This is a genomic window from Streptomyces sp. WMMB303, from assembly GCF_029351045.1.
Taxonomy (GTDB): domain Bacteria; phylum Actinomycetota; class Actinomycetes; order Streptomycetales; family Streptomycetaceae; genus Streptomyces.
The window spans coordinates 5531038-5557269 of the sequence record NZ_JARKIN010000001.1 but is presented as its reverse complement, the minus strand read 5'-3'; the positions used below and the strand labels follow the sequence as shown (position 1 = coordinate 5557269).

Annotated in this window: 25 protein-coding genes and 1 pseudogene; 21 read left to right on the top strand and 5 right to left on the bottom strand. The window is 71.1% G+C overall.

The window, feature by feature from the left end:
- The first annotated feature begins 124 nt into the window (after nt 1-124).
- The 20 genes from thrC (at nt 125) to P2424_RS23995 (ending at nt 20732) form a co-directional block, all read left to right on the top strand.
- Nucleotides 125-1240 carry a threonine synthase gene (gene thrC, locus P2424_RS24090; RefSeq protein ID WP_276479105.1) on the top strand — a complete coding sequence of 372 codons (1116 nt, stop codon included), beginning with the start codon at nt 125-127 and terminating at the stop codon, nt 1238-1240.
- Between the two features lie 412 nt (nt 1241-1652).
- Nucleotides 1653-2636: a homoserine kinase gene (gene thrB, locus P2424_RS24085; protein WP_276477807.1), complete on the top strand. Its 984-nt coding sequence runs from the start codon at nt 1653-1655 to the stop codon at nt 2634-2636.
- Between the two features lie 403 nt (nt 2637-3039).
- The gene (rho, locus tag P2424_RS24080; protein ID WP_276477806.1) at nt 3040-5079 is read left to right on the top strand and encodes a transcription termination factor Rho; all 2040 of its coding nucleotides are present in this window, start codon (nt 3040-3042) and stop codon (nt 5077-5079) included.
- 408 nt (nt 5080-5487) lie between these two features.
- On the top strand, nt 5488-6678 hold the full coding sequence (locus tag P2424_RS24075) for an LCP family protein (protein ID WP_276477805.1): 1191 nt from the start codon (nt 5488-5490) through the stop codon (nt 6676-6678).
- 246 nt (nt 6679-6924) lie between these two features.
- On the top strand, nt 6925-7149 hold the full coding sequence (gene rpmE / locus P2424_RS24070) for a 50S ribosomal protein L31 (protein ID WP_276477804.1): 225 nt from the start codon (nt 6925-6927) through the stop codon (nt 7147-7149).
- 139 nt (nt 7150-7288) lie between these two features.
- Nucleotides 7289-8359, top strand: coding sequence for a peptide chain release factor 1 (prfA, locus tag P2424_RS24065; protein WP_276479104.1), 1071 nt, complete (start codon nt 7289-7291; stop codon nt 8357-8359).
- Nucleotides 8360-8378: 19 nt separating this feature from the next.
- Nucleotides 8379-9224, top strand: coding sequence for a peptide chain release factor N(5)-glutamine methyltransferase (gene prmC / locus P2424_RS24060; protein WP_075001956.1), 846 nt, complete (start codon nt 8379-8381; stop codon nt 9222-9224).
- Entirely contained in the window at nt 9224-9871 is a 648-nt protein-coding gene (locus P2424_RS24055) for an L-threonylcarbamoyladenylate synthase (protein WP_019354614.1), read from the top strand. The genes prmC and P2424_RS24055 overlap by 1 nt, the downstream gene beginning before the upstream one ends.
- Before the next feature lie 41 nt (nt 9872-9912).
- Nucleotides 9913-10533, top strand: a complete 621-nt coding sequence (locus tag P2424_RS24050) for a protein-tyrosine-phosphatase (RefSeq protein WP_086022626.1) — start codon at nt 9913-9915, stop codon at nt 10531-10533.
- A 142-nt stretch (nt 10534-10675) separates the two neighbouring features.
- Complete coding sequence (locus tag P2424_RS24045) at nt 10676-12016, top strand: MraY family glycosyltransferase (RefSeq protein WP_276477803.1); 1341 nt, start codon at nt 10676-10678, stop codon at nt 12014-12016.
- A gap of 268 nt (nt 12017-12284) precedes the next feature.
- Complete coding sequence (locus tag P2424_RS24040; protein WP_276477802.1) at nt 12285-12710, top strand: hypothetical protein; 426 nt, start codon at nt 12285-12287, stop codon at nt 12708-12710.
- A gap of 212 nt (nt 12711-12922) precedes the next feature.
- Nucleotides 12923-13750 (top strand): F0F1 ATP synthase subunit A, encoded by an 828-nt coding sequence (gene atpB / locus P2424_RS24035; protein WP_276477801.1) that lies wholly within the window; start codon nt 12923-12925, stop codon nt 13748-13750.
- A 78-nt stretch (nt 13751-13828) separates the two neighbouring features.
- Entirely contained in the window at nt 13829-14071 is a 243-nt protein-coding gene (gene atpE / locus P2424_RS24030) for an ATP synthase F0 subunit C (RefSeq protein ID WP_276477800.1), read from the top strand.
- A 37-nt stretch (nt 14072-14108) separates the two neighbouring features.
- Complete coding sequence (locus P2424_RS24025) at nt 14109-14666, top strand: F0F1 ATP synthase subunit B (RefSeq protein WP_276477799.1); 558 nt, start codon at nt 14109-14111, stop codon at nt 14664-14666.
- A complete protein-coding gene (locus P2424_RS24020) occupies nt 14663-15478 on the top strand; it encodes a F0F1 ATP synthase subunit delta (RefSeq protein ID WP_276477798.1) in 816 nt (271 codons plus the stop codon). Before P2424_RS24025 ends, P2424_RS24020 begins: the two co-directional genes overlap by 4 nt.
- A 142-nt stretch (nt 15479-15620) precedes the next feature.
- Entirely contained in the window at nt 15621-17192 is a 1572-nt protein-coding gene (gene atpA, locus P2424_RS24015) for a F0F1 ATP synthase subunit alpha (protein WP_276477797.1), read from the top strand.
- A 2-nt stretch (nt 17193-17194) separates the two neighbouring features.
- Complete coding sequence (locus P2424_RS24010; RefSeq protein ID WP_276477796.1) at nt 17195-18133, top strand: F0F1 ATP synthase subunit gamma; 939 nt, start codon at nt 17195-17197, stop codon at nt 18131-18133.
- A gap of 2 nt (nt 18134-18135) precedes the next feature.
- Nucleotides 18136-19578: a F0F1 ATP synthase subunit beta gene (gene atpD / locus P2424_RS24005; protein WP_069992806.1), complete on the top strand. Its 1443-nt coding sequence runs from the start codon at nt 18136-18138 to the stop codon at nt 19576-19578.
- A 162-nt stretch (nt 19579-19740) separates the two neighbouring features.
- Entirely contained in the window at nt 19741-20124 is a 384-nt protein-coding gene (locus P2424_RS24000) for a F0F1 ATP synthase subunit epsilon (RefSeq protein ID WP_276477795.1), read from the top strand.
- A 149-nt stretch (nt 20125-20273) separates the two neighbouring features.
- Nucleotides 20274-20732 (top strand): DUF2550 domain-containing protein, encoded by a 459-nt coding sequence (locus tag P2424_RS23995; protein ID WP_276477794.1) that lies wholly within the window; start codon nt 20274-20276, stop codon nt 20730-20732.
- Nucleotides 20733-20798: 66 nt separating this feature from the next.
- Here P2424_RS23995 and P2424_RS23990 read toward each other — a convergent pair whose 3' ends face one another.
- Complete coding sequence (locus P2424_RS23990; protein ID WP_276477793.1) at nt 20799-21485, bottom strand: response regulator transcription factor; 687 nt, start codon at nt 21483-21485, stop codon at nt 20799-20801.
- A complete protein-coding gene (locus P2424_RS23985; protein ID WP_276477792.1) occupies nt 21475-22857 on the bottom strand; it encodes a histidine kinase in 1383 nt (460 codons plus the stop codon). The genes P2424_RS23990 and P2424_RS23985 overlap by 11 nt, the downstream gene beginning before the upstream one ends.
- A gap of 428 nt (nt 22858-23285) precedes the next feature.
- Between P2424_RS23985 and P2424_RS23980 the strand changes: the two are divergent.
- A pseudogene (locus tag P2424_RS23980) lies at nt 23286-23816 on the top strand (hypothetical protein); the annotation flags it as partial.
- A 331-nt stretch (nt 23817-24147) separates the two neighbouring features.
- Here the strand turns inward: P2424_RS23980 and P2424_RS23975 are convergent.
- The 3 genes from P2424_RS23975 to P2424_RS23965 are packed head-to-tail and all read right to left on the bottom strand — an operon-like array spanning nt 24148 to nt 26227.
- Nucleotides 24148-24975, bottom strand: a complete 828-nt coding sequence (locus P2424_RS23975) for a hypothetical protein (protein WP_276477791.1) — start codon at nt 24973-24975, stop codon at nt 24148-24150.
- 41 nt (nt 24976-25016) lie between these two features.
- On the bottom strand, nt 25017-25658 hold the full coding sequence (locus P2424_RS23970) for an HAD family phosphatase (RefSeq protein ID WP_276477790.1): 642 nt from the start codon (nt 25656-25658) through the stop codon (nt 25017-25019).
- Nucleotides 25655-26227 carry a cob(I)yrinic acid a,c-diamide adenosyltransferase gene (locus P2424_RS23965; RefSeq protein WP_276477789.1) on the bottom strand — a complete coding sequence of 191 codons (573 nt, stop codon included), beginning with the start codon at nt 26225-26227 and terminating at the stop codon, nt 25655-25657. Before P2424_RS23965 ends, P2424_RS23970 begins: the two co-directional genes overlap by 4 nt.
- Nucleotides 26228-26232 lie beyond the last annotated feature (5 nt).

The following is a 26232-nucleotide window of genomic DNA, read 5'->3' as shown; positions in this document are numbered from 1 at the left end:
CGCGAGGGTGCGGCCGCGGCGTGCGGCACGCGGCGCGAGCAGCCCGGCGGGGTGGGCAGCGTCGGACAATGGTCAGTAAGGGAGCCGAGGAACAGTGACCGTCATGGAGCCTGCGATGTCACAGATGCGGGAGGCCGGCGACGCCGGTGCTTCAGCCGCGCCCGCCGTCGGGCCCGGTGCGGGGCGCCCGCAGTGGCGCGGCATCATCGAGGAGTACCGGGACCGGCTGCCGGTGGCGCCCGGGACCGCGCCCGTCACCCTCCGTGAGGGCGGCACGCCGCTGGTGCCGGCCCAGAAGCTCTCCGAGCTGACCGGCTGCGACGTGCACCTCAAGGTGGAGGGAGCCAATCCCACCGGGTCCTTCAAGGACCGCGGGATGACGATGGCCATCACCCGTGCCAAGGAGGAGGGGGCCCAGGCCGTCATCTGCGCCTCCACCGGGAACACCTCGGCTTCGGCGGCGGCCTACGCCGTGCGGGCCGGGATGGTCTGCGCCGTGCTGGTGCCGCAGGGCAAGATCGCGCTGGGCAAGATGGGCCAGGCGCTGGTGCACGGCGCGAAGATCCTCCAGGTCGACGGCAACTTCGACGACTGCCTGGAGCTGGCCCGCGGGCTCTCGGACAAGTATCCGGTGGCGCTGGTCAATTCCGTCAACCCGGTGCGGATCGAGGGGCAGAAGACCGCGGCGTTCGAGATCGTGGACATGCTCGGCGACGCGCCGGACATCCATGTCCTCCCGGTGGGCAACGCGGGTAACATCACGGCCTACTGGAAGGGCTACCGCGAGTACCGGCAGGACGGTCCGGCCGCCCGCACCCCGCGGATGTGGGGCTACCAGGCATCGGGCGCGGCGCCGATCGTGCGGGGCGAGGCCGTCAAGGAGCCGAGCACCATCGCCACCGCCATCCGGATCGGCAACCCGGCGTCCTGGACCCTGGCCGAGCAGGCGCGCGACGAGTCCGGCGGATTCATCGACGCGGTGACCGACCGTCAGATTCTCCGTGCCTACCGGCTGTTGGCCGCGCAGGAGGGTGTCTTCGTGGAGCCCGCCTCGGCCGCCTCGGTCGCGGGTCTGCTGCAGGCCGCCGAGCAGGGCAGGGTCGATCCCGGGCAGCGCATCGTCTGCACCGTCACCGGCAACGGACTCAAGGACCCGGACTGGGCCGTGGCGGGTGCGCCGCAGCCGATCGTGGTACCCGTCGACGCGGACGCGGCCGCCGAGCGCCTCGGCCTGGTCTGACGCGGCAGTGCCGCCGGCCGGTGCGGTCCGCCGTGCCGGCGCCGCCCCCGAGTTCTGGACCGGATCCGCTCCGCGGGTTTCCCCGGGGTGGTCGCCGGGGCAGACCCCTGGTGCGGGTCTCGACCGAACCGCCCACCCCGACCGGTCCACCCGGGCCGGTCCCCCCTCCGGGGCGGGAAGGTTCGGCGCGCGGTACGGACGCGTACCGCGCGGAAGCACGGAGAGGCTTACGACACGCATCGTGCGCCTCCCGTGCGCCCTATGTCGCCAGTGAACCCACCTTCGATAGGCTGAGTTTCACCCCGACTCCCGTACGTCCCCGCCACGGGTGTGCCCGGAGCCGTGACCGGTCCGGCCCAGCCGCGGTCGAGGGGATGCTCCGCACACCCAAACCAAGGAGAGTCATCGAGAGATGGCCGGTCCCGCGTTCCGCGCCGCCGCCGTCCGAGTGCGTGTCCCCGCCACCAGCGCCAACCTCGGCCCCGGCTTCGACGCACTCGGTCTCGCCCTGGGGATCTATGACGACGTGGTGGTCCGCGTCGCCGACTCCGGTCTGCACATCGACATCGCGGGCGAGGGCGCCGATGCCCTGCCCCGGGACGAGGAACACCTGCTCGTCCGCTCCCTGCGCACCGCCTTCGACCTGCTGGGCGGACAGCCGCGCGGCCTGGAGGTGGTGTGCGCCAACCGCATCCCGCACGGTCGTGGCCTGGGCTCCTCCTCCGCCGCCATCTGCGCCGGTGTGATGGCGGCCCGCGCCGTGACCACCGGCGGCGAGGCCCGGCTGGACGACACCGCGTTGCTGGAGCTCGCCACCGAGATCGAGGGCCACCCCGACAATGTCGCCGCCTGCCTGCTCGGCGGCTTCACCCTGGCCTGGACGGACGGCGGTGCGGCCCGCGCGTTGCGGATGGCGCCCGCCGCCTCCCTCGTCCCGGTGGTCTTCGTCCCCGCCCAGCCCCTGCTCACGCAGACCGCGCGGGGGCTGCTGCCGCGCACCGTGCCGCATGTCGACGCGGCGTTCAACGCGGGCCGCGCGGCGCTGCTGGTGGAAGCCATGACGCGCCGCCCGGAGCTGCTGCTGGCCGCCACCGAGGACCGGCTGCACCAGGAGTACCGGGCCCCGGCGATGACGGAGAGCGCGGATCTGGTCGGCCGGCTGCGCAGCGAGGGCGTCCCCGCCGTGATCTCGGGAGCGGGCCCGACGGTCCTGGCGCTGGCCTCGGACGAGGGCGAGGCCGACAAGGTGTCCAGGCTGGCGGGTGAGGGCTGGACGGCGAACCGGCTGGCTCTCGACCTGGACGGCGCAAGCGTCCTGCCGCTCTCCGCCGGGGCCCGGAGCGGTCCTGACGAGGCCGGGAACGCGCCGGGAGGCACGGACAGCGGGTCCCGGTGACAGCGGGTTGCGGATCTTCGAGAGGGGGAATGTTTGTTGGATCCGGTAGTGTTAACCTCAAGTCTGCACGTGCAGTCTCGTGGGCTTCGCACAGGTAAGTGTGATGGTCCGAAGAGTGCGGTGCTTGCGTGTTCCCCTGGTAGCTCCAGTAGGGACCACCTCTTCTTCCAGGAGCCTCCCACACTGCTCGGGCCGTTGCCGGGCAGCGGCGAACACGCTCCGGAGCCGACGTGAAGGACATCCATGTCGAGGCTTCACGCCGAACCCACGTACTGATCTGCCCGCCGTACATCCAGGCGGGACCACCGCCCCGGCCAGGTCCGCACAGACCGGACCGCAGCCGGACAGCACAACCGGTCGCCGAGCCAGACTGGCCGACGTCCGCTCCAGGGAAGGACCCTTCGTGAGCGACACCACCGATCTGATGGGCGTGAACGCCGATACCGCCGCCGACGGTGCCGCGGCGCCCGCCACGGACGCATCCGCCACGCCTGCCTCCGGTGCCGCACCCAGGCGACGGCGCTCCGGCACGGGGCTGGAGGGCATGGTTCTGGCCGAGCTCCAGCAGGTCGCCTCCGGCCTCGGTATCAAGGGCACCGCGCGGATGCGCAAGAGCCAACTGATCGAGGTCATCAAGGAGCGCCAGGCAGGCGGAAGTTCGGACTCCGCGCCCGCGGCCTCGGACAAGGGCGGCAAGACCGCCGAGAGCAAGCAGGCCAAGCCGGCCAAGAGCGCCGACGCCGGGGACGCCACGTCCGGCGGTGACGGCGCCGAGGAGGCCAAGCCCAAGCGCCGCGCCACCTCCCGGGCCCGCACCGGCGAGCCCGAGTCCGCACAGCAGGACGGGCAGGGCCAGATCGACATCCCCGGCCAGACCGAGGGCGACGCCAAGGCGGCCCAGGAGGGCGGCCGCGGCCGCCGCGGCAAGGGCGAGGCCGACGGCGCCGAGGGCCGTACGGACGGCCGGTCCGGCGCCGAGAGCAAGCAGGACGGCAAGGACAACCGGGACGGCCGGCCCGAGCGCTCCGAGAAGGACGGCAAGGGCGGCTCCTCCGGCGAGGGCAAGCAGCAGCAGGACCGGCCCTCCAAGCGCGAGCGCCAGCGCGACCGCGACCGCAACCGCAACAAGAACGACGGCGGTGGCGGTGGCGGCCAGCAGAACCAGGGCGGCGGCGGTGGCGGCCGCCGTGACGACGGCTTCGACGACGACGGCGGTGGCCGCCGCGGCCGGCGCGGCCGCTACCGCGACCGGCGGGGCCGCCGCGGCGGCCGCGAGGACTTCGAGCCGCAGATCGCCGAGGACGACGTCCTGATCCCCGTCGCGGGCATCCTCGACATCCTCGACAACTACGCGTTCGTCCGCACCTCGGGCTATCTGCCGGGGCCGAACGACGTGTACGTCTCGCTGGCCCAGGTCCGCAAGAACGGCCTGCGCAAGGGCGACCACGTCACCGGCGCGGTGCGCCAGCCGCGGGAGGGCGAGCGGCGCGAGAAGTTCAACGCGCTGGTCCGCCTGGACTCGGTCAACGGCATGACGCCCGACGACGGCAAGGGCCGCTCCGAGTTCAACAAGCTCACCCCGCTCTACCCGCAGGAGCGGCTGCGGCTGGAGACGGAGCCCAACCAGCTCACCCCGCGGATCATCGACCTGGTCTCGCCGGTCGGCAAGGGCCAGCGCGGTCTGATCGTGGCCCCGCCCAAGGCGGGCAAGACGATGGTGCTCCAGTCGATCGCCAACTCGATCACCCGGAACAACCCCGAGTGCCACCTGATGGTCGTCCTGGTCGACGAGCGTCCGGAAGAGGTCACCGACATGCAGCGGTCGGTCAAGGGCGAGGTCATCTCCTCGACCTTCGACCGCCCGGCCGAGGACCACACCACCATCGCCGAGCTCGCCATCGAGCGGGCCAAGCGGCTGGTGGAGCTCGGGCACGACGTGGTGATCCTGCTGGACAACATCACCCGGCTCGCCCGCGCCTACAACCTCGCCGCGCCCGCCTCGGGCCGCATCCTCTCCGGTGGTGTGGACTCCACGGCGCTGTACCCGCCGAAGAAGTTCTTCGGCGCGGCGCGGAACATCGAGGACGGCGGCTCCCTGACGATCCTCGCCGCGGCGCTGGTGGAGACCGGCTCCCGGATGGAGGAGGTCATCTTCGAGGAGTTCAAGGGCACCGGCAACATGGAGCTCAAGCTCGACCGCAAGCTCGCCGAGAAGCGGATCTTCCCCGCGGTGGACGTGGACGCGTCCAGCACCCGCAAGGAGGAGATCCTCATGGCGAACGAGGAGCTCCAGATCGTCTGGAAGCTGCGGCGCGTGCTGCACGCCCTGGACCAGCAGCAGGCCATCGAGCTGCTGCTGGACAAGATGAAGCAGACGAAGTCCAACGCGGAGTTCCTGCTCCAGATCCAGAAGAACACCCCGACCCCCGGCGGCCAGGACTGACGCCGCCCGGCAGCCGAAGGCGCCCGGAGCGGCCCGGACCCCCGGTCCGCGAGCCGCTCCGTCGCCCGGACGGGTGAGCGCGAGGGCCGCCCCACCACGCACGGTGGGGCGGCCCTCGCCGTGCGTCCGGGCCGCTGAGAGCTTCCCCACAGCGCCTCCCGCCGGTGCCCGCCCGCCGCTCGGCAGGCGCGAGCGCGTCGTCGCAGGTAAAACGGGAGCAGTGCCGCGTTGCGGCCCGGTCCGTACGCCGCAGTGCCGACCCGCGCTCCTGCCGAGCGCGGTGACGCGTTGTGCAACCCTTCCGGCGAGACAGCGCGTCCCCTGCGGGGACGACGCCTTGACCGGAACGACCGCACGGCGTCCACACAGGACACACGGCGCCACGAGGCAGGACTGAGGGAAGTGACCATGGCGGGCGACAGCTACGAGGGCGACACGGCGGCAGCGCGCCGCTCCGGGCGCATACGTGCCACCGGCCGTCGCCGCAGGCCGCTCAGCGGAAGCCGGCGTGCCGTGCGGGTCGCGGCCTGGACCGTGGCGGGCGCGCTCGTGCTCGGCGGGGGGAGTCTCGGGTTCGTCTACTTCAAGCTCGACGGCAACATATCCGGCGTCGACATCAACGCGGCCCTGGGCACGGACCGGCCGGAGGACACCCCGGACGGCTCCATGGACATCCTGGTGCTCGGCTCGGACAGCAGGGCCGGGGCCAACGCGAAATACGGCAAGAGCGAGGGCGGCGCCCGCTCGGACACGGCGATGGTGCTGCACATCAACGAGAAGCACGACAAAGCCAGCGTCGTCTCCATACCCCGGGACACCGTGGTGCAGCGGCCGAGTTGCAAGGGCGACGGGTCCGAGAAGGGCAGGACCGTCCCGGCCCAGCGGGCCATGTTCAACTCCGCGTACAAGGTCGGCGGCCCCGCCTGCGCCGTCAAGACCGTCGAATCCCTCTCCGGCGTCCGGATGGACCACTATCTCGAGGTCGACTTCGCCGGCTTCCAGAAGCTGATCGACACTCTCGGTGGCGTCGAGATGACCACCCACAAGGCGATCGACGACAAGGACAGCCACCTGAAGCTCAAGGCGGGCACCCACCGCCTGGACGGCGAGCAGTCCCTCGGCCTGGTCCGTACCCGGCACGGGGTGGGCGACGGCAGTGACCTGGGCCGCATCCAGCTCCAGCAGGCGTTCCTCAAGGCTCTGATCGACCAGGTCAACAGCGTCGGCCTGTTCAGCAGCCCCAAGAAGCTCTACGACCTGGCGGACACCGCGACCTCCGCGGTCACCACCGACTCGGAGCTGGACTCGGTCGGCAAGCTGACCGGCATGGCGAAGACGCTCAAGGGCATCAAGTCCGACGACATCCGGATGACCACGCTGCCGGTCGCCTACGACCCCGAGGACCCGAACCGGGTGGTGCAGATCCGCTCGAAGACGGAGAAGGTCTGGTCGGCGCTCCGGCACGACGAGCCGGTGCCGAAGTCCGCCACCAAGGGTTCGGCGAGCGACAGGACCGACATCGGTGGAGTGGTGGACGACGGGCGCGCCGGCACCTCCGCGCCCCCGCAGGCAGGCACCGGGCAGCAGTCCGACGGCTGACCTGCGCCGCGGTATCCACCGGAGGGACGGTACGGCCGGGCGGGCGGGCCATCCGGGAGAAGCGCCGGGGGCCGCGGGGGCGCGCCGGAGCCTCCGGGCCGGGCAGCGGGGCGGCGTCGGGAATACCGGGCGCGTCCCCCCGGTTTTGGGGGGTGCGGTCACCAGTGGCAAACTGGACCGTCGGCCCCGGTTCACGGGAAACAACCCGTCTCCCGACCCGGTGCCCTCCCGAACCTAGGAGTGACCTTGAAGCGCGACATCCACCCCGAGTACCGCGAGACCCAGGTGAGCTGCACCTGCGGCAACTCGTTCACCACCCGCACGACCATGCCGGAAGGCGTGATCCGCGCGGACATCTGCTCGGCCTGCCACCCCTTCTACACCGGCAAGCAGAAGATCCTCGACACCGGTGGCCGCGTGGCCCGCTTCGAGGCCCGCTTCGGCAAGAGCGCCGGCAGCGCCAAGAAGTAGCGACACCGCAGCGCCGGTCCGCGGCTGCCCCTGCCGGGCAGCGCGGCCCGGCGCTCTTTTGGTGCTCAGCGCCCCAGGCGCCCGTCCGCCGCCCGCTGCGCGGCGGTGCGCCCCCACTCATCAGCAAGGGATGGCCACGATGTTCGAGGCGGTCGAGGAACTCGTCGGCGAGCACGCCGACCTGGAGCGGCGACTCGCCGATCCGGCGATCCACGCCGACCAGGCGGGTGCCCGCCGGCTCAACAAGCGCTACGCCGAACTCACCCCCATCGTCACCGCCTACAGCGAGTGGAAGCGGACCGGGGACGACATCGGCACCGCGCGGGAACTGGCGACGGAGGACCCCGACTTCGCCGACGAGGTCAAGGAGCTGGAGCGGCGCCGCGAGGAACTCACCGAGCGGCTGCGGCTGCTGCTGGTCCCGCGCGACCCCAGCGACGACAAGGACGTCATCCTGGAGATCAAGGCGGGCGAGGGCGGCGACGAGTCCGCGCTCTTCGCCGGCGACCTGCTGCGGATGTATCTGCGCTACGCCGAGCGCCTCGGCTGGAAGACCGAGCTGATCGAGTCCAACGAGTCCGACCTCGGCGGCTACAAGGACGTCCAGGTCGCGGTCAAGACCAAGGGCTCGGCCGAGCCGGGCCAGGGCGTGTGGGCGCGGCTGAAGTACGAGGGCGGGGTGCACCGCGTGCAGCGGGTGCCCGCCACCGAGTCCCAGGGCCGCATCCACACCTCGGCGGCCGGCGTCCTGGTGCTGCCGGAGGCGGAGGACGTGGACGTGGAGATCAACCCGAACGACCTGCGCATCGACGTCTACCGGTCCTCCGGGCCCGGCGGGCAGTCGGTGAACACCACCGACTCGGCCGTGCGCATCACCCACGAGCCGACCGGCATCGTCGTCTCCTGCCAGAACGAGAAGAGCCAGCTCCAGAACAAGGAGCAGGCCCTGCGCATCCTCCGCGCGCGGCTGCTGGCCGCGGCGCAGGAGGAGGCCGAGAAGGAGGCCTCGGACGCCCGCCGCAGCCAGGTCCGCACGGTCGACAGGTCCGAGCGGGTGCGCACCTACAACTTCCCGGAGAACCGCATCTCCGACCACCGCGTCGGGTTCAAGGCGTACAACTTGGACCAGGTGCTGGACGGCGAGCTCGACCCGGTCATCCAGGCGTGCGTGGACGCGGACTCCGCGGCCAAGCTGGCCGCCGCTCAATGACGCCCGGGAGGGGGACGGAGTGAACGTGCTGCTCGCCGAGGTGGCCCAGGCCACCCAGAGGCTGGCCGACGCGGGTGTGCCCTCACCGCGCTTCGACGCGGAGGAACTGGCCGCCTTCGTACACGGCGTGGGGCGGGGTGAACTGCACCGCGTCGCCGACGCCGACTTCGACGCGCGCTACTGGGAGGCGGTCGCCCGCCGCGAGGCCCGCGAACCGCTCCAGCACATCACGGGGCGGGCCTTCTTCCGCTACCTGGAGCTGTATGTGGGAGCCGGCGTCTTCGTGCCCCGGCCCGAGACCGAGTCCGTGGTCGGCTGGGCGATAGACGCGGTACGGGCGATGGACGTGGCCGAGCCGCTGATCGTGGACCTGTGCACCGGCTCCGGCGCCATCGCGCTGGCGCTCGCGCAGGAGGTGCCCCGCTCCCGGGTGCACGCCGTGGAGCTGGACGAGTCGGCGCTGGTGTGGGCGCGCAAGAACGTCGAGGGCTCGCGGGTGACCCTGCACCAGGGCGATGCGCGGACCGCGCTGGGCGAGCTGGACGGCCAGGTCGACCTGGTCATCTCCAACCCGCCCTACATTCCGCTCACCGAGTGGGAGTATGTGGCGCCGGAGGCCCGCGACCACGACCCCCAGGTCGCGCTGTTCTCCGGCGAGGACGGCCTGGATGTCATCCGCGGCCTGGAGCGCACCGCCCACCGGCTGCTGCGCCCCGGCGGCGTCGTGGTCGTCGAGCACGCCGACACCCAGGGCGGGCAGGTGCCCTGGATCTTCACCGAGGACCGCGGCTGGGCTGACGCCGCGGACCACCCCGACCTCAACAACCGGCCCCGTTTTGCCACTGCACGCAGGGAGGTGCCGTAATGGCACGGCGATACGACTGCTCCGACGCGACCGACCGGGCGACCGGCCTCCGCGAGGCCGCCTCGGCCGTCAGGCGCGGAGAACTCGTCGTGCTGCCGACCGACACCGTCTACGGCGTCGGTGCGGACGCGTTCAGCGCGGACGCGGTCGGCGATCTGCTGGAGGCCAAGGGGCGCGGCCGCGGTATGCCCTCGCCGGTCCTGGTGGGCTCGCCGAACACGCTGCACGGCCTGGTCACGGACTTCTCCGAAGCCGCCTGGGAACTGGTCGACGCCTTCTGGCCCGGTGCGCTCACCCTGGTGGCCCGGCACCAGCCGTCGCTGACCTGGGACCTGGGGGAGACCCATGGCACGGTGGCGGTGCGGATGCCGCTGCACCCGGTCGCCATCGAGCTGCTGAACGAGTTCGGCCCGATGGCCGTCTCCTCGGCCAACCTGTCCGGGCACCCGGCGCCGAAGGACTGCGACGAGGCCCAGGAGATGCTGGGCGAGTCCGTCGCGGTCTATCTGGACGGCGGCCCCACCCAGGACAACGTGCCCTCGTCGATCGTGGATGTCACCGGCTCGGTGCCGGTGCTGCTGCGTGCGGGCGCCATCGACGCCGACGAGCTGCGCAAGGTCGTACCGGGCCTGGAGGTGGCCCCGTAGTGACCGCCCCACCCGGGCGTGGGCCGGCCGCGGCCGGCGGCATAAGCGGCGCCGACGGCGCGTTCCGTATCCTCCACGTCTCCACAGGCAACGTGTGCCGCTCGCCGATCACCGAGCGGCTCACCCGGCATGCCCTGGCCGACCGGCTCGGGGAGCGCCGTACCGGCGGTCTCGTGGTCGAGAGTGCGGGGACGTGGGGGCACGAGGGCGCGCCCATGGAGGAGAACGCGGTCGCCGTGCTGCTCGAACACGGCGCGGACGCCGAGGGGTTCACCGGGCGCGAGCTGCTGGACGAGCATGTGATCCGGGCCGACCTGGTACTGACGGCCACCCGCGACCACCGTGCGCAGGTGATCTCCATGGGCCACTCCGCGGGCCTGCGCACCTTCACGCTCAAGGAGTTCACCCGGCTGGTGCGGGCGATAGACCCCGCGACGCTGCCGGTCGCGGGCAGCCCCGAGGACGTGGTGGAGCGCGCCCGTGCGCTGGTGCAGGCGGCGGCCGCGCTGCGCGGCTGGCTGCTGGCGCCCAGCCCGGAGGCGGACGAGATCTACGACCCCTACGGGGCTCCCATCCCGTATTTCCGCAGCGTCGGCGAGGAGATCAGCGGCGCGCTGGATCCGGTGGTCACCGCCCTGACGGGGGTCCCGGCGCCTGCCTAGACCGTGCCTTCCCGGCCGCACCACCGCGTACCACCACACCAGAACCAGCGGTCAGCGGTGAGCGTGTCCTATGGTGTGGGCCTGAACTGCCCGGCCGACCGGGCCTGCGTCCGAACTGCGAGATCTCTGGGGAGCCCTTCCGGTGCGTGAATATCTGCTTACGCTGTGTGTCGTAGCAGCCGTCACATATCTGCTCACCGGGCCCGTGCGGAAGTTCGCCATTGCCGCAGGGGCGATGCCGGCTGTGCGGGCACGCGACGTGCACCGGGAGCCGACGCCGCGGCTCGGCGGTATCGCGATGTTCGGCGGGATGTGCGCGGGTCTCCTGGTCGCTTCCCAGCTCACCAACCTCGGTGAGCTGTTCACGCTCTCCGACGAACCCCGGGCACTGCTCTCGGGTGCCGGGCTGATCTGGCTGATCGGCGTGCTGGACGACAAGTGGGGCGTCGACGCGCTGGTGAAGCTCGGCGGGCAGATGATCGCCGCCGGTGTGATGGTGCTCCAGGGGCTGACGATCCTGTGGCTGCCGGTGCCGGGCGTGGGGAACGTCGCACTCACGCCGCTGCAGGGCACGCTCCTCACGGTCACGGTCGTCGTGATCACCATCAACGCGGTCAACTTCGTCGACGGCCTCGACGGCCTCGCCTCGGGCATGGTGCTCATCGCGGCTGCGGCGTTCTTCATGTACGCCTATCGGATCTGGTACGGCTACGGGGTCGAGGCGGCGGCGCCGGCGACGTTGTTCGCGGCGGTGCTGATGGGGATGTGCCTGGGCTTCCTGCCGCACAACATGCATCCGGCCCGGATCTTCATGGGCGACTCCGGTTCCATGCTGATCGGGCTGGTCCTGGCCGGCGGGGCGGTTTCCATCACCGGGCAGGTGGACCCGGACCGCCTCTCCATGAGCACCGGTTCGGTGCGGGACGCCGTCCATTCCATGGTGCCGGTCTATATGCCGCTGCTGCTGCCCCTCGGCATCATCGCGATCCCGGTGGCCGACCTGGTGATGGCGATCGTGCGGCGTACCTGGAACGGCCGCTCGCCGTTCGCGGCCGACCGGGGGCATCTGCACCACCGGCTGCTGGAGGTCGGGCACTCGCACAGCCGTGCCGTGCTGATCATGTACTTCTGGGCCGCGTTGATCGCCTTCGGAGCCGTGGCCTTCTCGGTGCGCTCCTCCAGCCTCGCCATCGTGCTGACGATCGTGCTGCTGAGCGCCGTGGGTCTGGTGGTGCTGCTGATGCCGCGCTACACGCCGCGGGTGCCCGGCTGGGCGCAGCGGATGCTGCCGCCCCGGTACCGGCGGGGCGGCCAGGAGCCGACGGAAGCCGAGGTGGCTGCGCCGGAGTCGGCGGCCGCGGGGGAGCGGCCGACGGCGCGGGAGGCGGATCGTGAGCCCGCGATGGCCGGGTTGCACGGGGCGACGGCTATCGGGGAACGTCGGCAGTTCACCCGGGAGAAGAAGATCAACACCCCTGAGTGAGCCGCTCCGTGAGCAGTGGAAGCCTCCGATACCAGACAAAGTGGCTGGCGTCAGCCAGAGATGCTTCCCGTCACACCTACGTGTGACGGGGGGCACACCAAGTAGGTAAAGACCTCATCAAATAGTTTGTGATACCGTTCACGAAACCCGGTGGCCAGCCGAAGTTCCGCACTCTCGCGGGCTCTTCTGTGGGAGGTCCGCCCTCCGCGCCGGGCTACGCTCTTCCTCGACGATTCACGTCCCCCAGATTTCCCCCGGAGCACACCACATGCAGTCGAACGACGCACGCATGCTGCTGCACTGCGCCGTCCCGACCGCCGTGGCCGCTGTCGTGGCCGCAGTGATCAGCGGCGTCTTCGCCGGAAGCAAGGGAGCGATCGGCGGTGCCGCCGGAGCGCTCGTGGCGATCCTCTTCATGGGGATGGGCCTCTACGCCCTGCAGCGCACGGCCAAGTCCCTCCCGCACCTCTTTCAGGCGATGGGTCTGCTGCTCTACACGACGCAGATCCTGCTGCTGCTCGTGGTGCTGATCGCGTTCCGGGACACGACCCTCTTCGACACCAGGAGCTTCGCCCTCGCCCTTCTCGCCAGCACCATCGTGTGGGTGGCCGCGCAGACCAGGGCGCACATGAAGGCGAAGATCCTGTACGTCGAGCCCTCCTCCAGCTCCGGCGAGAAGGCCAGTGGCACGTAGGGGCGGGATAAGTGCTCGTTCGAGCAACTGCTATCGTCCGAGACCAACTGCGGCGCAGCAGGCGGGGACGGTCGAGGTTCCGCGTTCCGGGAGACGGAACGGGCGCTCTCGCTCTCCGGCCGGCCGCCGCCCCCCAATCCGCAAGACCAGTCCAGTGCCGCTCCGCGGTCGCACGCCGCGCCGACACACCGAGGTAGCCGTATACATGCGCCATGCAGAAGGAGCTCGCGGTGAGTGCTGACCAGATGCTCGCCTTCGAGACCGATTGCCACATCTTCTCCGGCTGCGGCTTCGAGGCGCCCGGAGTCCATTCGTTCATCTTCAAACCGCTGTTCACCGTCGGTGGCATCGAGTTCGACAAGACCATGCTGCTGGCGCTGGTGGGCACGGTCGCGATCGTCTGGTTCTTCTGGGCCGCTTTCGCCAGGCCGAAGCTGGTGCCGGGCAAACTCCAGATGGTCGGCGAGGCCGGGTACGACTTCATCCGCCGCGGTGTCGTGTACGAGGGGCTCGGCAAGAAGGAAGGCGAGAAGTACGTTCCGCTGATCGTCTCGCTGTTCTTCTTCGTCTGGATCATGAACATGTGGGCGGTCATTCCGCTCGCACAGTTCCCCGTGACCTCGGTCATCTCCTACCCGGCGGCCCTGGCCCTGATCGTGTACGTGCTGTACATCAGCCTCACGTTCAAGCGCAACGGATTCGTCGGGGGCTGGAAGAACCTCTCGGGCTACGACAAGTCGCTCGGCGCGGTGCTGCCCCTGATCATGTTCCTGGAGCTCTTCCAGAACCTGCTGGTGCGTCCTTTCACGCACGCTGTGCGACTCTTCGCCAACATGTTCGCCGGGCACACCCTGCTGCTGCTGTTCACGCTCGCCACGTGGTACCTGCTGAACGGCTTCGGCATTCTCTACTCCGGCGTCTCTTTCATCATGACCGTGCTGATGGTGGCCTTCGAGCTGTTCATCCAGGCGGTTCAGGCGTACGTCTTCGTGCTGCTGGCCACCAACTACATCCAGGGTGCTCTCTCCGAGAGCCACTGACCGGCCGCCGCTCACCCGATTTCCCATCCACCGGTGGCCAACCCCCACCGGTCCGTGAACGAGAAGGAAGTAACGAGCATGTCCGCTCTCCAGAGCCTCGCCGCCGTCGAAATCCAGGGCAACCTCGCCGCGATCGGCTACGGCCTCGCCGCCATCGGCCCCGGCATCGGCGTCGGCATCGTCTTCGGCAACGGCACGCAGGCGCTCGCCCGGCAGCCCGAGGCCGCCGGCCTCATCCGCCAGAACCAGATCCTCGGCTTCGCCCTCTGTGAGGCGCTGGCGCTGATCGGTCTGGTCATGGGCTACGCCTACCCCAGCTGATCCGGCGACCCCGTCCCTTTCGACGAAAGGCACTGATGTGATCGCCTTCGTACAGATGGCGGCCGAGGAGGAGAACCCCCTCGTCCCGCCGATCCCCGAGTTCGTCATCGGGCTGCTCGCCTTCGCCATCGTCTTCTTCGCCCTGTGGAAGAAGCTCCTCCCGAGCATCAACAAGGTGCTGGAAGAGCGTCGTGACGCCATCGAGGGCGGCATCGAGAAGGCCGAGGCCGCGCAGCAGGAAGCCGCCGACGTACTCCAGCAGTACAAGGACCAGCTCGCCGAGGCCCGCCACGAGGCTGCCCGGCTGCGGTCCGAGGCCCAGGAGCAGGGCGCCACGCTCATCGCCGAGATGCGCGCGGAGGGCCAGCGGCAGCGTGAGGAGATCATCGCCGCCGGTCACGCCCAGGTCGAGGCCGACCGCAAGCAGGCCGCGCAGACCCTGCGCCAGGACGTGGGCAAGCTCGCCACCGACCTGGCCGGCAAGCTCGTCGGCGAGTCGCTCGACGACCACGCCCGGCAGAGCCGGGTGATCGACCGCTTCCTCGACGGGCTCGAAGACGCCGCCGAGGCAGACGCCAGCGGAGCCGCCCGATGAATGGTGCGAGCCGTGAGGCGCTTGCCGCCGCGCGCGAGAGCCTGACCGCGCTGACCGACTCCACCTCGGTCGACGCTGCGGCCCTCGCCGACGAGCTCGCCGCCGTCACCGCGCTGCTGGAGCGCGAGGTCTCGCTGCGCCGGGTCCTCACCGACCCGGCGCGGGACGGCGAGGCCAAGGCGTCGTTGGTGCAGCGGCTGCTCGCCGGCCAGGTCGGCGGCCCGGCCACCGACCTGGTCTCCGGCATGGTCCGCTCCCGCTGGTCCGCGCCGCGCGACCTGGCCGACGCCGTCGAGGAGCTGGCGGACCTCGCCGACCTGGTGTCGGCCGAGCGGGACGGACAGCTGGACGACGTCGAGGACGAGCTGTTCCGCTTCGGCAGGACCGCCGCCTCCTCGCCGCAGCTGCGTGCGGCGCTCGCCAGCCGTACGGCCGGAGCGGAGGCCAAGGGCGCCCTGCTGCGGGAGCTGCTGGCCGGCCGGGTCCGGCCGGCCACCGAGCGCCTGGTGACCCGACTGGTCACCCAGCCGCGGGGACGTAGCCTGGACAGTGGGCTGGAAGCCCTCTCCCGGCTGGCTGCCGAGCGGCGCAACCGTTCGGTCGCCGTCGTGACCTCCGCGGTTCCGCTGAGCGACGAGCAGAAGCGGCGCCTGAGCGCGGCCCTGGCCACGCTCTACGGCCGTCAGGTGCACCTGAACCTGGACGTGGACCCCGAGGTCCTCGGCGGGATCACGGTGCGGGTGGGCGACGAGATCATCAACGGCTCGATCGCCGACCGGCTGGAAGCGGCCAAGCGGCGGATGGCGGGCTGAAGCAGTACCCGGCGCGCGAGCGCCAACCAACTCAACAAGCACGAAAGCGGCCCGAGTTGGGCCGTACACAGGGAGTCGGGGGAAAGCGCCCCCCGAAGCCCGAAGGAACTTACGGGCCCAACAAGGAGAGCAGGGAACCCAGATGGCGGAGCTCACGATCCGGCCGGATGAGATCCGGGACGCGCTGGAGAATTTTGTCCAGTCGTACACGCCGGACGCGGCCTCGCGCGAAGAGGTCGGTACGGTCAGCGCTGCCAGTGATGGCATCGCGAAGGTCGAGGGGCTGCCCTCGGCCATGGCGAACGAGCTGCTGAAGTTCGAGGACGGCACCCTCGGCCTCGCCCTCAACCTCGAGGAGCGCGAGATCGGTGCGGTCGTCCTCGGAGAGTTCAGCGGCATCGAAGAGGGCCAGTCGGTGCAGCGGACCGGCGAGGTCCTGTCGGTCCCGGTCGGCGACGGCTACCTCGGCCGTGTCGTCGACCCGCTGGGTGCGCCGGTCGACGGCCTCGGGGAGATCGAGACCGAGGGCCGCCGCGCCCTGGAGCTCCAGGCCCCCACGGTCATGCAGCGCCAGGAAGTCAACGAGCCGATGGAGACGGGCTACAAGGCCGTCGACACCATGACGCCGGTCGGCCGCGGCCAGCGTCAGCTCGTCATCGGCGACCGCCAGACCGGCAAGACCGCGCTCTGCGTCGACACGATCATCAACCAGCGCGACAACTGGCGCTCGGGCGACCCGGACAAGCAGGTCCGCTGCATCTACGTCGCCGTCGGCCAGAAGGGCTCCACCATCGCGTCCGTGCGCGGCGCGCTGGAGGAGGCGGGCGCGCTGGAGTACACCACCATCGTGGCGGCCCCGGCGTCCGACCCGGCCGGCTTCAAGTACATCGCCCCGTACACCGGCTCGGCCATCGGCCAGCACTGGATGTACCAGGGCAAGCACGTCCTGGTCGTCTTCGACGACCTGTCCAAGCAGGCCGACGCCTACCGCGCCGTCTCGCTGCTGCTGCGCCGTCCGCCGGGCCGTGAGGCCTACCCGGGCGACGTCTTCTACCTGCACTCCCGGCTGCTGGAGCGCTGCGCCAAGCTCTCCGACGAGATGGGCAAGGGCTCGATGACCGGGCTGCCGATCGTCGAGACCAAGGCGAACGACGTCTCGGCGTTCATCCCGACCAACGTCATCTCCATCACCGACGGCCAGTGCTTCCTGGAGTCGGACCTGTTCAACGCGGGCCAGCGCCCGGCGCTGAACGTCGGTATCTCCGTCTCCCGCGTCGGCGGCAAGGCCCAGCACCGGGCGATCCGGCAGATCACCGGCTCGCTCCGGGTGGACCTGGCCCAGTACCGCGAGCTGGAGGCGTTCGCCGCCTTCGGCTCCGACCTGGACGACGCCTCCAAGGGCGCGCTGGAGCGCGGCAAGCGGATGGTCGAGCTGCTCAAGCAGTCGCAGTACGCCCCGTTCTCCACCGAGGACCAGGTCGTCTCCGTCTGGTCCGGCACCAACGGCAAGATGGACGACGTGCCGGTCGAGGACATCCGGCGCTTCGAGCGCGAGCTGCTGGACTACATGCACCGCGAGGAGCAGCCGCTGCTGACCAGCATCCGCGAGGGCGGCAAGATGTCGGACGACACCGTCCAGATGCTGGGCGACGCGGTCGACAAGTTCAAGACGCAGTTCGAGACCTCGGACGGCAAGCTGCTGGGCGAGGGCTGAGCATGGGTGCCCAGCTCAGGGTCTACAAGCGGCGGATCAAATCCGTCACTGCGACCAAGAAGATCACGCGTGCGATGGAGATGATCGCGGCCTCCCGCATCATCAAGGCGCAGCGCAAGGTGACGGCGTCGGAGCCGTACGCGAAGGAGCTGACCCACGCGGTCACCGCCGTCGCCCAGGGTTCCGACACCAAGCACCCCCTGCTGACCGAGGCGGAGCAGCCCAAGCGGGCCGCGGTCCTGCTCATCACGAGCGACCGCGGTCTGGCGGGCGGCTACAACTCCAACGCCATCAAGGCGGCCGAAGAGCTGAATCGCCGGCTGGCCGCCGAGGGCAAGGAGGTCGAGAGCTACATCGTCGGCTCCAAGGGCGTCGCCTACTACAGCTTCCGCGACCGGGCGGTCAAGGAGTCGTTCACCGGCTTCACCGACAACCCGAGCTACGCCGACGCGAAGGCCGTCGCCGCACCGCTGATCGAGGCAGTGCAGCGGGAGACCGCCGAGGGCGGCGTGGACGAGCTGCACATCGTCTACACCGAGTTCGTCTCGATGATGACGCAGACCGCGGTGGACGCCAGGATGCTGCCGCTCTCTTTCGCGGGGGGCGTCGAGTCCGCCGGTGAGGGCGAGGGCACCGCCAAGGGCGCCACCGCGATCATGCCGCTCTACGACTTCGAGCCGTCGGCCGAGGACGTGCTGGACGCGCTGCTGCCGCGGTACGTCGAGTCGCGGGTCTACAACGCCCTGCTGCAGGCGGCTGCCTCCAAGCACGCCGCCACGCGCCGGGCGATGAAGTCCGCGACCGACAATGCCGAAGATCTCATCAAGTCGCTGACGCGGCTTGCCAACGCGGCCCGCCAGGCCGACATCACCCAGGAAATCAGCGAGATCGTCGGTGGGGCGAGCGCGCTGGCTGACGCTAACGCGGGGAGTGACCGCTAACCATGACCACCACAGTTGAGACGGCCGCTGCGACGGGCCGCGTAGCCCGGGTCATCGGCCCGGTCGTCGACGTGGAGTTCCCCGTCGACGCCATGCCGGACATCTACAACGCGCTGACGGTCGAGGTCCTCGACCCCTCCGAGGAGGGCAAGCGCAAGACGCTGACCCTCGAGGTCGCCCAGCACCTTGGCGAGGGCCTGGTCCGCGCCATCGCCATGGAGCCGACCGACGGCCTGGTCCGCCAGGCCCCGGTGACAGACACCGGCACCGGCCTGACCGTGCCGGTCGGCGACGTCACCAAGGGCCGGGTGTTCAACACCCTCGGCAAGATCCTGAACGAGCCGGAGGCCGAGTCGGAGGTCACCGAGCGGTGGGCGATCCACCGCCAGGCCCCCAGCTTCGACCAGCTCGAGTCCAAGACCGAGATGTTCGAGACCGGTCTGAAGGTCGTCGACCTGCTGACCCCGTACGTCAAGGGCGGCAAGATCGGCCTGTTCGGCGGTGCGGGCGTCGGCAAGACCGTCCTCATCCAGGAAATGATCATGCGTGTGGCCAAGCTGCACGAGGGTGTTTCCGTGTTCGCCGGCGTCGGCGAGCGCACCCGTGAGGGCAACGACCTCATCGAGGAGATGAAGGAGTCCGGCGTTCTCCCGCAGACCGCGCTGGTCTTCGGCCAGATGGACGAGCCGCCGGGGACCCGCCTGCGGGTCGCGCTGGCCGGTCTGACCATGGCGGAGTACTTCCGCGATGTGCAGAAGCAGGACGTGCTGTTCTTCATCGACAACATCTTCCGCTTCACCCAGGCCGGTTCCGAGGTCTCCACTCTGCTGGGCCGGATGCCCTCCGCGGTGGGCTACCAGCCGAACCTGGCGGACGAGATGGGTGTGCTCCAGGAGCGCATCACCTCGACCCGCGGCCACTCCATCACCTCGATGCAGGCGATCTACGTGCCCGCGGACGACCTCACCGACCCGGCTCCGGCGACGACCTTCGCGCACCTGGACGCCACCACGGTGCTCTCGCGTCCGATCTCGGAGAAGGGCATCTACCCGGCGGTGGACCCGCTGGACTCCACCTCCCGGATCCTGGACCCGCGCTTCGTCTCGCAGGACCACTACGACTGCGCCGAGCGCGTCAAGGGGATCCTGCAGAAGTACAAGGACCTGCAGGACATCATCTCCATCCTCGGCATCGACGAGCTGTCCGAGGAGGACAAGCTCACGGTGTCCCGCGCCCGCCGGATCGAGCGCTTCCTGTCGCAGAACACCCACGCGGCGAAGCAGTTCACCGGTCTCGACGGATCGGACGTCCCGCTGGACGAGTCGATCGCTGCCTTCAACGCGATCGCCGACGGCGAGTACGACCACTTCCCCGAGCAGGCGTTCTTCATGTGCGGTGGCCTGGAGGACCTCAAGGCCAAGGCGAAGGAGCTCGGCGTCTCCTGACGCCTGGCCCCGGCACCACGGCGCATCCATGTGCCCCCGTGCGCGGTCGCGAGCGACCGGGTGCGGGTGTGCGCCGGTCGTGCTCCGCGGCGGGGGCGGGTGACGTACCCGCCCCCGCGCCGCACCCCGTATCCTTTCCCCATCCCAGTCTGAGGAGCCACAGTGGCTGAGCTGCACGTCGAGTTGGTCGCCGCCGACCGCAAGGTCTGGTCCGGTGAGGCCAGCCTGGTCGTCGCGCGTACCTCCTCGGGTGATATCGGCGTCATGCCCGGCCACCAGCCGCTGCTCGGTGTGCTGGAGTCCGGCCCGGTCACCATTCGTACGACGGGCGAGAGCGGCAACGGCACCGTCGTCGCCGCGGTGCACGGCGGGTTCATCTCCTTCGCCGACAACCAGCTCTCGCTGCTCGCCGAGGTCGCGGAGCTGACCGACGAGATCGACGTCGAGCGGGCGGAGCGTGCGCTGGAGGACGCGAAGTCCCAGGCGGACGCCGACGCAGAGAAGCGCGCCGATGTCCGGCTGCGGTCGGTGACGGCCGCACGCTGACGTCAGTCGCGTCACATCCGGCGCACGACGACCCTCAGCCGCGGGCGGTCCCGGAATTTCCCGGGGCCGCCCGCGGCTGAAGCCATACCGCAGGGTTTGAGAGACTTGTCGCGCGGCAGGTCCCGAAGAGAGCGAGGAGGTCGGTGACGATGGCCCTTGCTCTGCTGCTGTGCGGCGTGGTCGTCCTGCTGGTGGTGATGGGACTTTTCGCCTTCGGCGTACGCCGACGGCTCATCCAGCGGTCCGGCGGAACGTTCGACTGCAACCTGCGCTGGGCGGTCTCCGAGGGAGAGGCCGACGACCCCAAAGGGAAAGGCTGGGCGTACGGGATCGCCCGCTACAACGGAGACCGGATCGAATGGTTCCGAGTCTTCTCCTATGCCCCCAGGCCCCGCCGCCATCTGGTGCGCGGGGCCATCGACGTTCTGGAGCGGCGCTCCCCGCTGGGTGAGGAGGAGCAGGCGCTGCTCTCCGACGCGGTGGTGCTGGCCTGCGCCGTCGGCCCCGACCGGGTGCGGGTCGAACTCGCGCTGAGCGAGGACGCGCTCACCGGCTTCCTCGCCTGGCTGGAGGCCGCCCCGCCAGGCCAGCGGGTGAACGTGGCCTGACAGCTGCCGCCCGGCGCCCGCCGGGCTCCCGGGCCCCGGGGCCGCAGCGCGGCGGGCCTCCTGCGGCTACGGCGCTCCGATACCCCACTCCTGGGCCCGCACGGCGGCCTGGGTGCGGCTGCGCAACTCCAGCTTGGCGAGCAGTCTGCTCACATGGGTCTTGACCGTGCCCTCCGCCATGGTGAGGCGGTCGGCGATCTCGGCGTTGGACAGGCCCCCGCCCAGACAGCCGAGCACCTCGCGCTCCCGGCGGGTGAGTTCGCCCAGCCCGGACGGGGGTGCGGCCGGGGCACCGGAGGCGCGGGCGGTGCCCGGCGCCGCCGAGCCGGCGAACTCGGCGATCAGCCGCCGGGTCACAGCGGGCGCGATCATGCCCTCACCGCGTGCGACCGTGCGCACCGCCGCCACCACCTCGGCCGCCTCGCTGTCCTTGAGCAGGAACCCCGCGGCGCCCGCGCGCAGCGCCCCGAAGACGTAGGCGTCCAGGTCGAAGGTGGTGAGCACCAGGACGTCGGCGAGCCGGTCGCCGGTGATCTGCCCGGTGGCCGACACCCCGTCCAGGCGGGGCATCTGGATGTCCATCAGCACCACGTCCGGGGCCAGCTCCCGGGCCAGCCGGACAGCCTCCTCGCCGTCCCCCGCCTCACCGACGACGTCGATTCCGGCGGCGTTGCGGAGGATGAGCACGAGCCCCGCGCGTACGGCCTGCTGGTCCTCGGCGACCAGTACGCGGATGGTCCGTTCAGCGGTCACGCTCCGGCTCCCTCTTCTCGTGCTTCTCGGGTGTTCCGTGCTTCTTCTCGAGTGCCCTGTGCTTCTCGTGCCGACGTGCGGCGCCGGAGCCGTCGGCGGCCGAGTGTCCGGCGACCGGTTCCGCCTCGTGCGGGGCGGGCAGTACTGCGTGCACCTGCCAGATCCGCTCCCCGGCCGCGCTCTCAGCGGGCCCCGCGGTCAGCTCGCCCTCCAGCAGTTCGACCCGCTCCCGCATCCCGACCAGGCCCGCGCCGGCGCCGGGCGCGCGCGGGGCGCCGTCGTCGACCGGAGCGTCGCCGAGCGGACTGCGGACACGGATGCCGAGTGTGTCCGGGCGGGCCGCGTCCCGGTCCAGCGCCACGGTGACTGTCCCGGGAGCCGCGTGTTTCAGCGCGTTGGTGACGGCCTCCTGGACGACGCGGTAGGCGGCCAGTTCGACGGGGGCCGGAAGGCGCTCGCCGGAGGGCCGGCGATCGGCCAGGGCGAAGGTGCGGCCGTCGCCCGCCATCGCCCGGGCCCGGCGCAGCAGCGCCTCCAGCCCCTCCAGCGAGGGCGTCGCGGCCGGTTCCTCGGCACCGTCCGCGTTGCGCAGCAGCCCGATCAGGCGGCGCATCTCGGCCAGGCCCTGCACGCTGTTCTCCCGGATGACGCCCAGCGCGTCCCGGGTGGCGCCGCCGCCGGCGCCCGGCTCCGGGAACGAGAGCGCCGCCGTGGAGTGGATGGCGATGGCCGAGAGGTGGTTGGCGACGACGTCGTGCAGCTCACGGGCCATCCGGGCGCGTTCGGCGTTGACCGCCTGCTTGCGGTCCAGCTCCGCCAGCAGCGCGGTCTGCTCCGCCCGCACCCGCTCGGCGGCCGCCTTGTCGCGGTGGTTGCGGATCATCTCGCCCGAGGTGGTGGGCACCACGAGCACCCCGGCGCAGGCCGCTCCGACCAGCAGCATCTCCGGGTCCCGGAAGGCGAGCAGCAGTCCTGCCGAGACCAGCACGCTGACCACGACCGAGGTTCGCAGCACCGTGCGGGAGAACCGGGCCGAGCCGTAGAGCACCGCGGCGTAGAGGACGTCGGTGAACAGCACCATGGTCGCCAGCAGCGTGCCCAGAGTCACGTCGGCGACCTCGGCGACCGTGCCCAGCAGCAGCGCGTACGGCTGCCCGAACCGCCGTGCCAGCGTGGCCAGGCACATCGTGGCGAGCGGAAGCAGGACCAGCCAGCGCGGTCCGGTCTGCCACAGCGGTCTGCTGTTCAGCTCGAACGCCCACAGCAGCAGACCACCGGCCAAGCCTGCGGCCGCGACCAGCACGTCGTCCCGGTGCGGGCGGCGGCCACGCGGGGCACGAGCGGCCCGGGGTACGGCTGCGGCGGCGATCACGACTCCAACAGGTCACGGCTCCCCGGGAGGAAGCGCTCCCTCCGCAGGGCGAGCAAGCCTCCCGCGAAGGGGAGATCATCCTTCCGGGTATCCATCCGGCCGACGGTGCCGGCCGCGGGCTCGCGTCTCCGGAACCCGGCCGGTGCGGAGCCCTCCGGTCTCCGTTCTCCGACCGGCTCAGCCTATCCGGGGCCGCGGCGGCGGCCGTCGTCCGCCGGAGCGAGCAACCGGAGGGCGGGGACTGCATCGAAAGATGCAGTCCCCGGTACCGCGAATCGTCGTGCGCGACGACGCCGCGGACGGTTCCCCGGCGCCACAGTGGTGAGGCGCGTCCGGACCGTCTCCCGCTGCGGACTGTGGGGGGCGGGGCCGGCTCGTGCCGCTGTCGCATCCCCTCGTCCCAGGGCCGTGTCGAGAAAGGCTCCGCCGTGATCGTGACTCTGATCGTCATCTGTGAGGTCGCCTTCTGGGTGCTGCTCGCCGTGGGCCTCGCGCTGCGCTATGCGGTGAAGCTGCCGCGGGCCGGTGCCGCCGTGCTGCTGTGCGAACCGCTGCTGGAGGTCGTACTGCTGGTCGTCACCGCGATCGATCTGCGGAACGGTGCGGAGCCCGACTGGAAGCACGGACTGGCCGCCGTGTACATCGGGTTCACCGCCACGCACGGTCACTACATGGTCCGGTGGGCGGACGGACACGCGGCGCACCTGCTCGGCAAGGGGCAGCGCCCGGCCAAGCCGCCCCGCTACGGCATGGCGCACACGGTGCACGAGTGGAAGATGTGCGGGCGTGCCATCGGCGCGGCGGCCATCGCCGCCGTGCTGCTGCAAGCCGCGATCTGGTACGTCGACGACGCGTCGCAGGCCGCGCCGCTGCGCGAGTGGCAGAGCCGGATGGGCGTGGTGGCCGGCATCAGCCTGCTGATCGCGGTCAGCTACACGATCTGGCCCAAGCGGCCGAAGCATGCGGACGAGCGCGGGCGCGAACAGCGGGCCGGCGGAACCTGGCTGTCCGCGGCGCTCGGCTCCGCGGAGCGGGCCGAGCGCTCCGGGCCGCCCCAGCCGACGCACAGGCCAGGGCACGCGGAATCCTGGGCCGAGCCCCGGCCCGCGCAGCCGGATGCCGGTGCCGGACGTACGGAGCCGGAGTCCGAAGCGATGCCCTCGGCCGCCCATCGGCACCCCGTGGAGCGGGCGGACTCGTCGGCCGCGCGGGTCCGGGAATAGTCGGCAGTCGCGGGCCTTCGCCGCTCGCAGGCTCACCCGTGCCGCGGCGCAGGGCGCCCCGGGCGCGTCAAGCGTCGGGGTCGCGGCCCGGTACCTCTTTGGAGTCGGCCTTCTCGAGGGCCTTCAGCGTGGCGCGGGTGTCGGTCTTCAGCCACTCGGTGACCGTCTCGGCGGACGGCGGGTCGGCGTCCTCGTCGATGCCGCCACCGAACCAGCTCCACCGCATCTCGTAGGTCATCCACCCCGCGCGGACGGCCAGCTTGAGGCTGCCGAGGCTGCTGCCCCGCTCCTCCTTGATCAGATACGCCTCGTCGCCGAAGCCGTCGACGGAGGAGACCTCGTACTTGTACGAACTGGACTTCTGGTCCTCCCACACCCGCTGCTGGGAGGCGAACTCCCCGGTGGGGTCGGACTTCTTGTGCCACTCCACGGTCGTGCTCACATACGTGGTCGGCGGAGTGCTGGACGTCTCGCCCTTCTTGGTCATCGTGCGGCTGCACTGGCTGATGTCGTACCCGTTCTGGCGGGAGGAGTAGCCGTCGGGGTAGTCCGAGGAGGTCTCCTTGAGCTCGTAGTCCTCCTTGAACGAGGCGAGTTCCGAGGTCTCGCACATGTCGTGGTGGAAGCGGTAGCCGCGGAAGTCGGCGGTGTCCTTCTCCAGCGCACCCGTGGCCATCAGCGTCGCCGCCCAGGTGACCGAGGCGACCACCACGCCGCCCAGCGCCCACAGCCAGCGCGGTCCGCCGCCGCGTCCCGGCCCTGTCGGGGGCTGCCCGGGCGGGCCCGGCGGCGGAGTGGACGGCTGCGCGTACGGGTTGAACTGGTACGCGGGTGTCCCGACGGATGTGGGCTGCTGTGAGAACGGCTGCTGCGGCTGTGCCCCCGGTATGGCCATGCACGCACAGTACCCGGTTCCACTCGGCGGCAGACCGCTGGCTACAGGTCTGTGACCTGCGGAAGCCGGGCTGCGAACGTCTCCAGGGCGGCCAGACTGCCGTCGGTGCCGGTGTGCAGATGCCCGGCCATGCCCAGCGCCCGGGCGGCCTCGACGTTCTCCGGGACGTCGTCGACGAACAGTGCGTCCTCGGCCGCGGCGCCGAGCAGCTCCAGGGTGTGGGTGTAGATGCGGGGATCGGGCTTGGCGAAGCCCACCTCGCAGGAGAGCACGACCGCGTCGGCGACCGAGAGGCGCGGGGCGAGGTTCGGCCGGGCGTCCGGCCAGGCGTTGCTGACGAACGCCGTACGTGCGCGGCCCCGCAGTGCGGCCACCGCGTTCAGCAGCGCCGTGTCCCACACCGGGTCGCCGGCCAGGTCGTGGCGCAGTTCGGACACGGCTTCCCCGTCCAGGCCGAGCCGCTCGCGGACCACGGACCACCACGCGGTGCCGCTCATCCGCCCCACCAGCACCTCGGTGTCGTTGCCCGCGTAGACGGCCGTGACGATGTCCCGTTCGGTGCGGCCCAGCCGCGCCGCCCACTTGGCGGCGGCGGCCGGCAACTTGTCGGCCACCAGCACCCCGCCCAGGTCCATCAGCAGCGCGGGCCGTCCCGGCGCGGGCCGGGCGCCGGGTGCGTTCACCGCTCGCCGCCCGGCACCCACAGCACGTCGCCGACCGGCTTGTTGGCCGTCCGCGCCAGAATGAACAGCAGGTCGGAGAGCCGGTTGAGGTAGGTCGCCGGCAGCGGGTTCATCGTCTCGCCGTGCTCCTCCATGGCGGCCCAGGTGGAGCGCTCCGCCCGCCGTACTACGGTGCACGCCTGGTGCAGCAGCGCCGCGCCCGGGGTGCCGCCCGGAAGGATGAACGAGCGGAGTTTCTCCAGATCCTCCAGGAAGCGGTCGCAGTCGGCCTCCAGCTTGTCGATGTAGGTCTGCTCGACCCGCAGCGGCGGGAACTCGGGGTTCTCCACCACGGGCGTGGACAGGTCCGCGCCCACGTCGAACAGGTCGTTCTGCACCCGCAGCAGGACGGCGCGGACCGGCTCGTCCAGCCCGCCCATGGCCAGCGCGACGCCGATCGCGGCGTTCGCCTCGTTGGCGTCGGCGTACGCCGCGATACGGGTGTCGGTCTTGGCGGTGCGGCTCATGTCGCCGAGTGCCGTCGTGCCCTTGTCGCCGGTCCGGGTGTAGATCCGCGTGAGGTTAACCATGCAGC

Coding starts and splice junctions, on each gene's coding strand:
- thrC (WP_276479105.1), top strand. CDS start 125: ATGCGGGAGGCCGGCGACGCCGGTGCTTCAGCCGCGCCCGCCGTCGGG.
- thrB (WP_276477807.1), top strand. CDS start 1,653: ATGGCCGGTCCCGCGTTCCGCGCCGCCGCCGTCCGAGTGCGTGTCCCC.
- P2424_RS24075 (WP_276477805.1), top strand. CDS start 5,488: ATGGCGGGCGACAGCTACGAGGGCGACACGGCGGCAGCGCGCCGCTCC.
- prfA (WP_276479104.1), top strand. CDS start 7,289: ATGTTCGAGGCGGTCGAGGAACTCGTCGGCGAGCACGCCGACCTGGAG.
- P2424_RS24055 (WP_019354614.1), top strand. CDS start 9,224: ATGGCACGGCGATACGACTGCTCCGACGCGACCGACCGGGCGACCGGC.
- P2424_RS24040 (WP_276477802.1), top strand. CDS start 12,285: ATGCAGTCGAACGACGCACGCATGCTGCTGCACTGCGCCGTCCCGACC.
- atpB (WP_276477801.1), top strand. CDS start 12,923: ATGCAGAAGGAGCTCGCGGTGAGTGCTGACCAGATGCTCGCCTTCGAG.
- atpE (WP_276477800.1), top strand. CDS start 13,829: ATGTCCGCTCTCCAGAGCCTCGCCGCCGTCGAAATCCAGGGCAACCTC.
- P2424_RS24020 (WP_276477798.1), top strand. CDS start 14,663: ATGAATGGTGCGAGCCGTGAGGCGCTTGCCGCCGCGCGCGAGAGCCTG.
- atpA (WP_276477797.1), top strand. CDS start 15,621: ATGGCGGAGCTCACGATCCGGCCGGATGAGATCCGGGACGCGCTGGAG.
- P2424_RS24010 (WP_276477796.1), top strand. CDS start 17,195: ATGGGTGCCCAGCTCAGGGTCTACAAGCGGCGGATCAAATCCGTCACT.
- atpD (WP_069992806.1), top strand. CDS start 18,136: ATGACCACCACAGTTGAGACGGCCGCTGCGACGGGCCGCGTAGCCCGG.
- P2424_RS23995 (WP_276477794.1), top strand. CDS start 20,274: ATGGCCCTTGCTCTGCTGCTGTGCGGCGTGGTCGTCCTGCTGGTGGTG.
- P2424_RS23975 (WP_276477791.1), bottom strand. CDS start 24,975: ATGGCCATACCGGGGGCACAGCCGCAGCAGCCGTTCTCACAGCAGCCC.
- P2424_RS23965 (WP_276477789.1), bottom strand. CDS start 26,227: ATGGTTAACCTCACGCGGATCTACACCCGGACCGGCGACAAGGGCACG.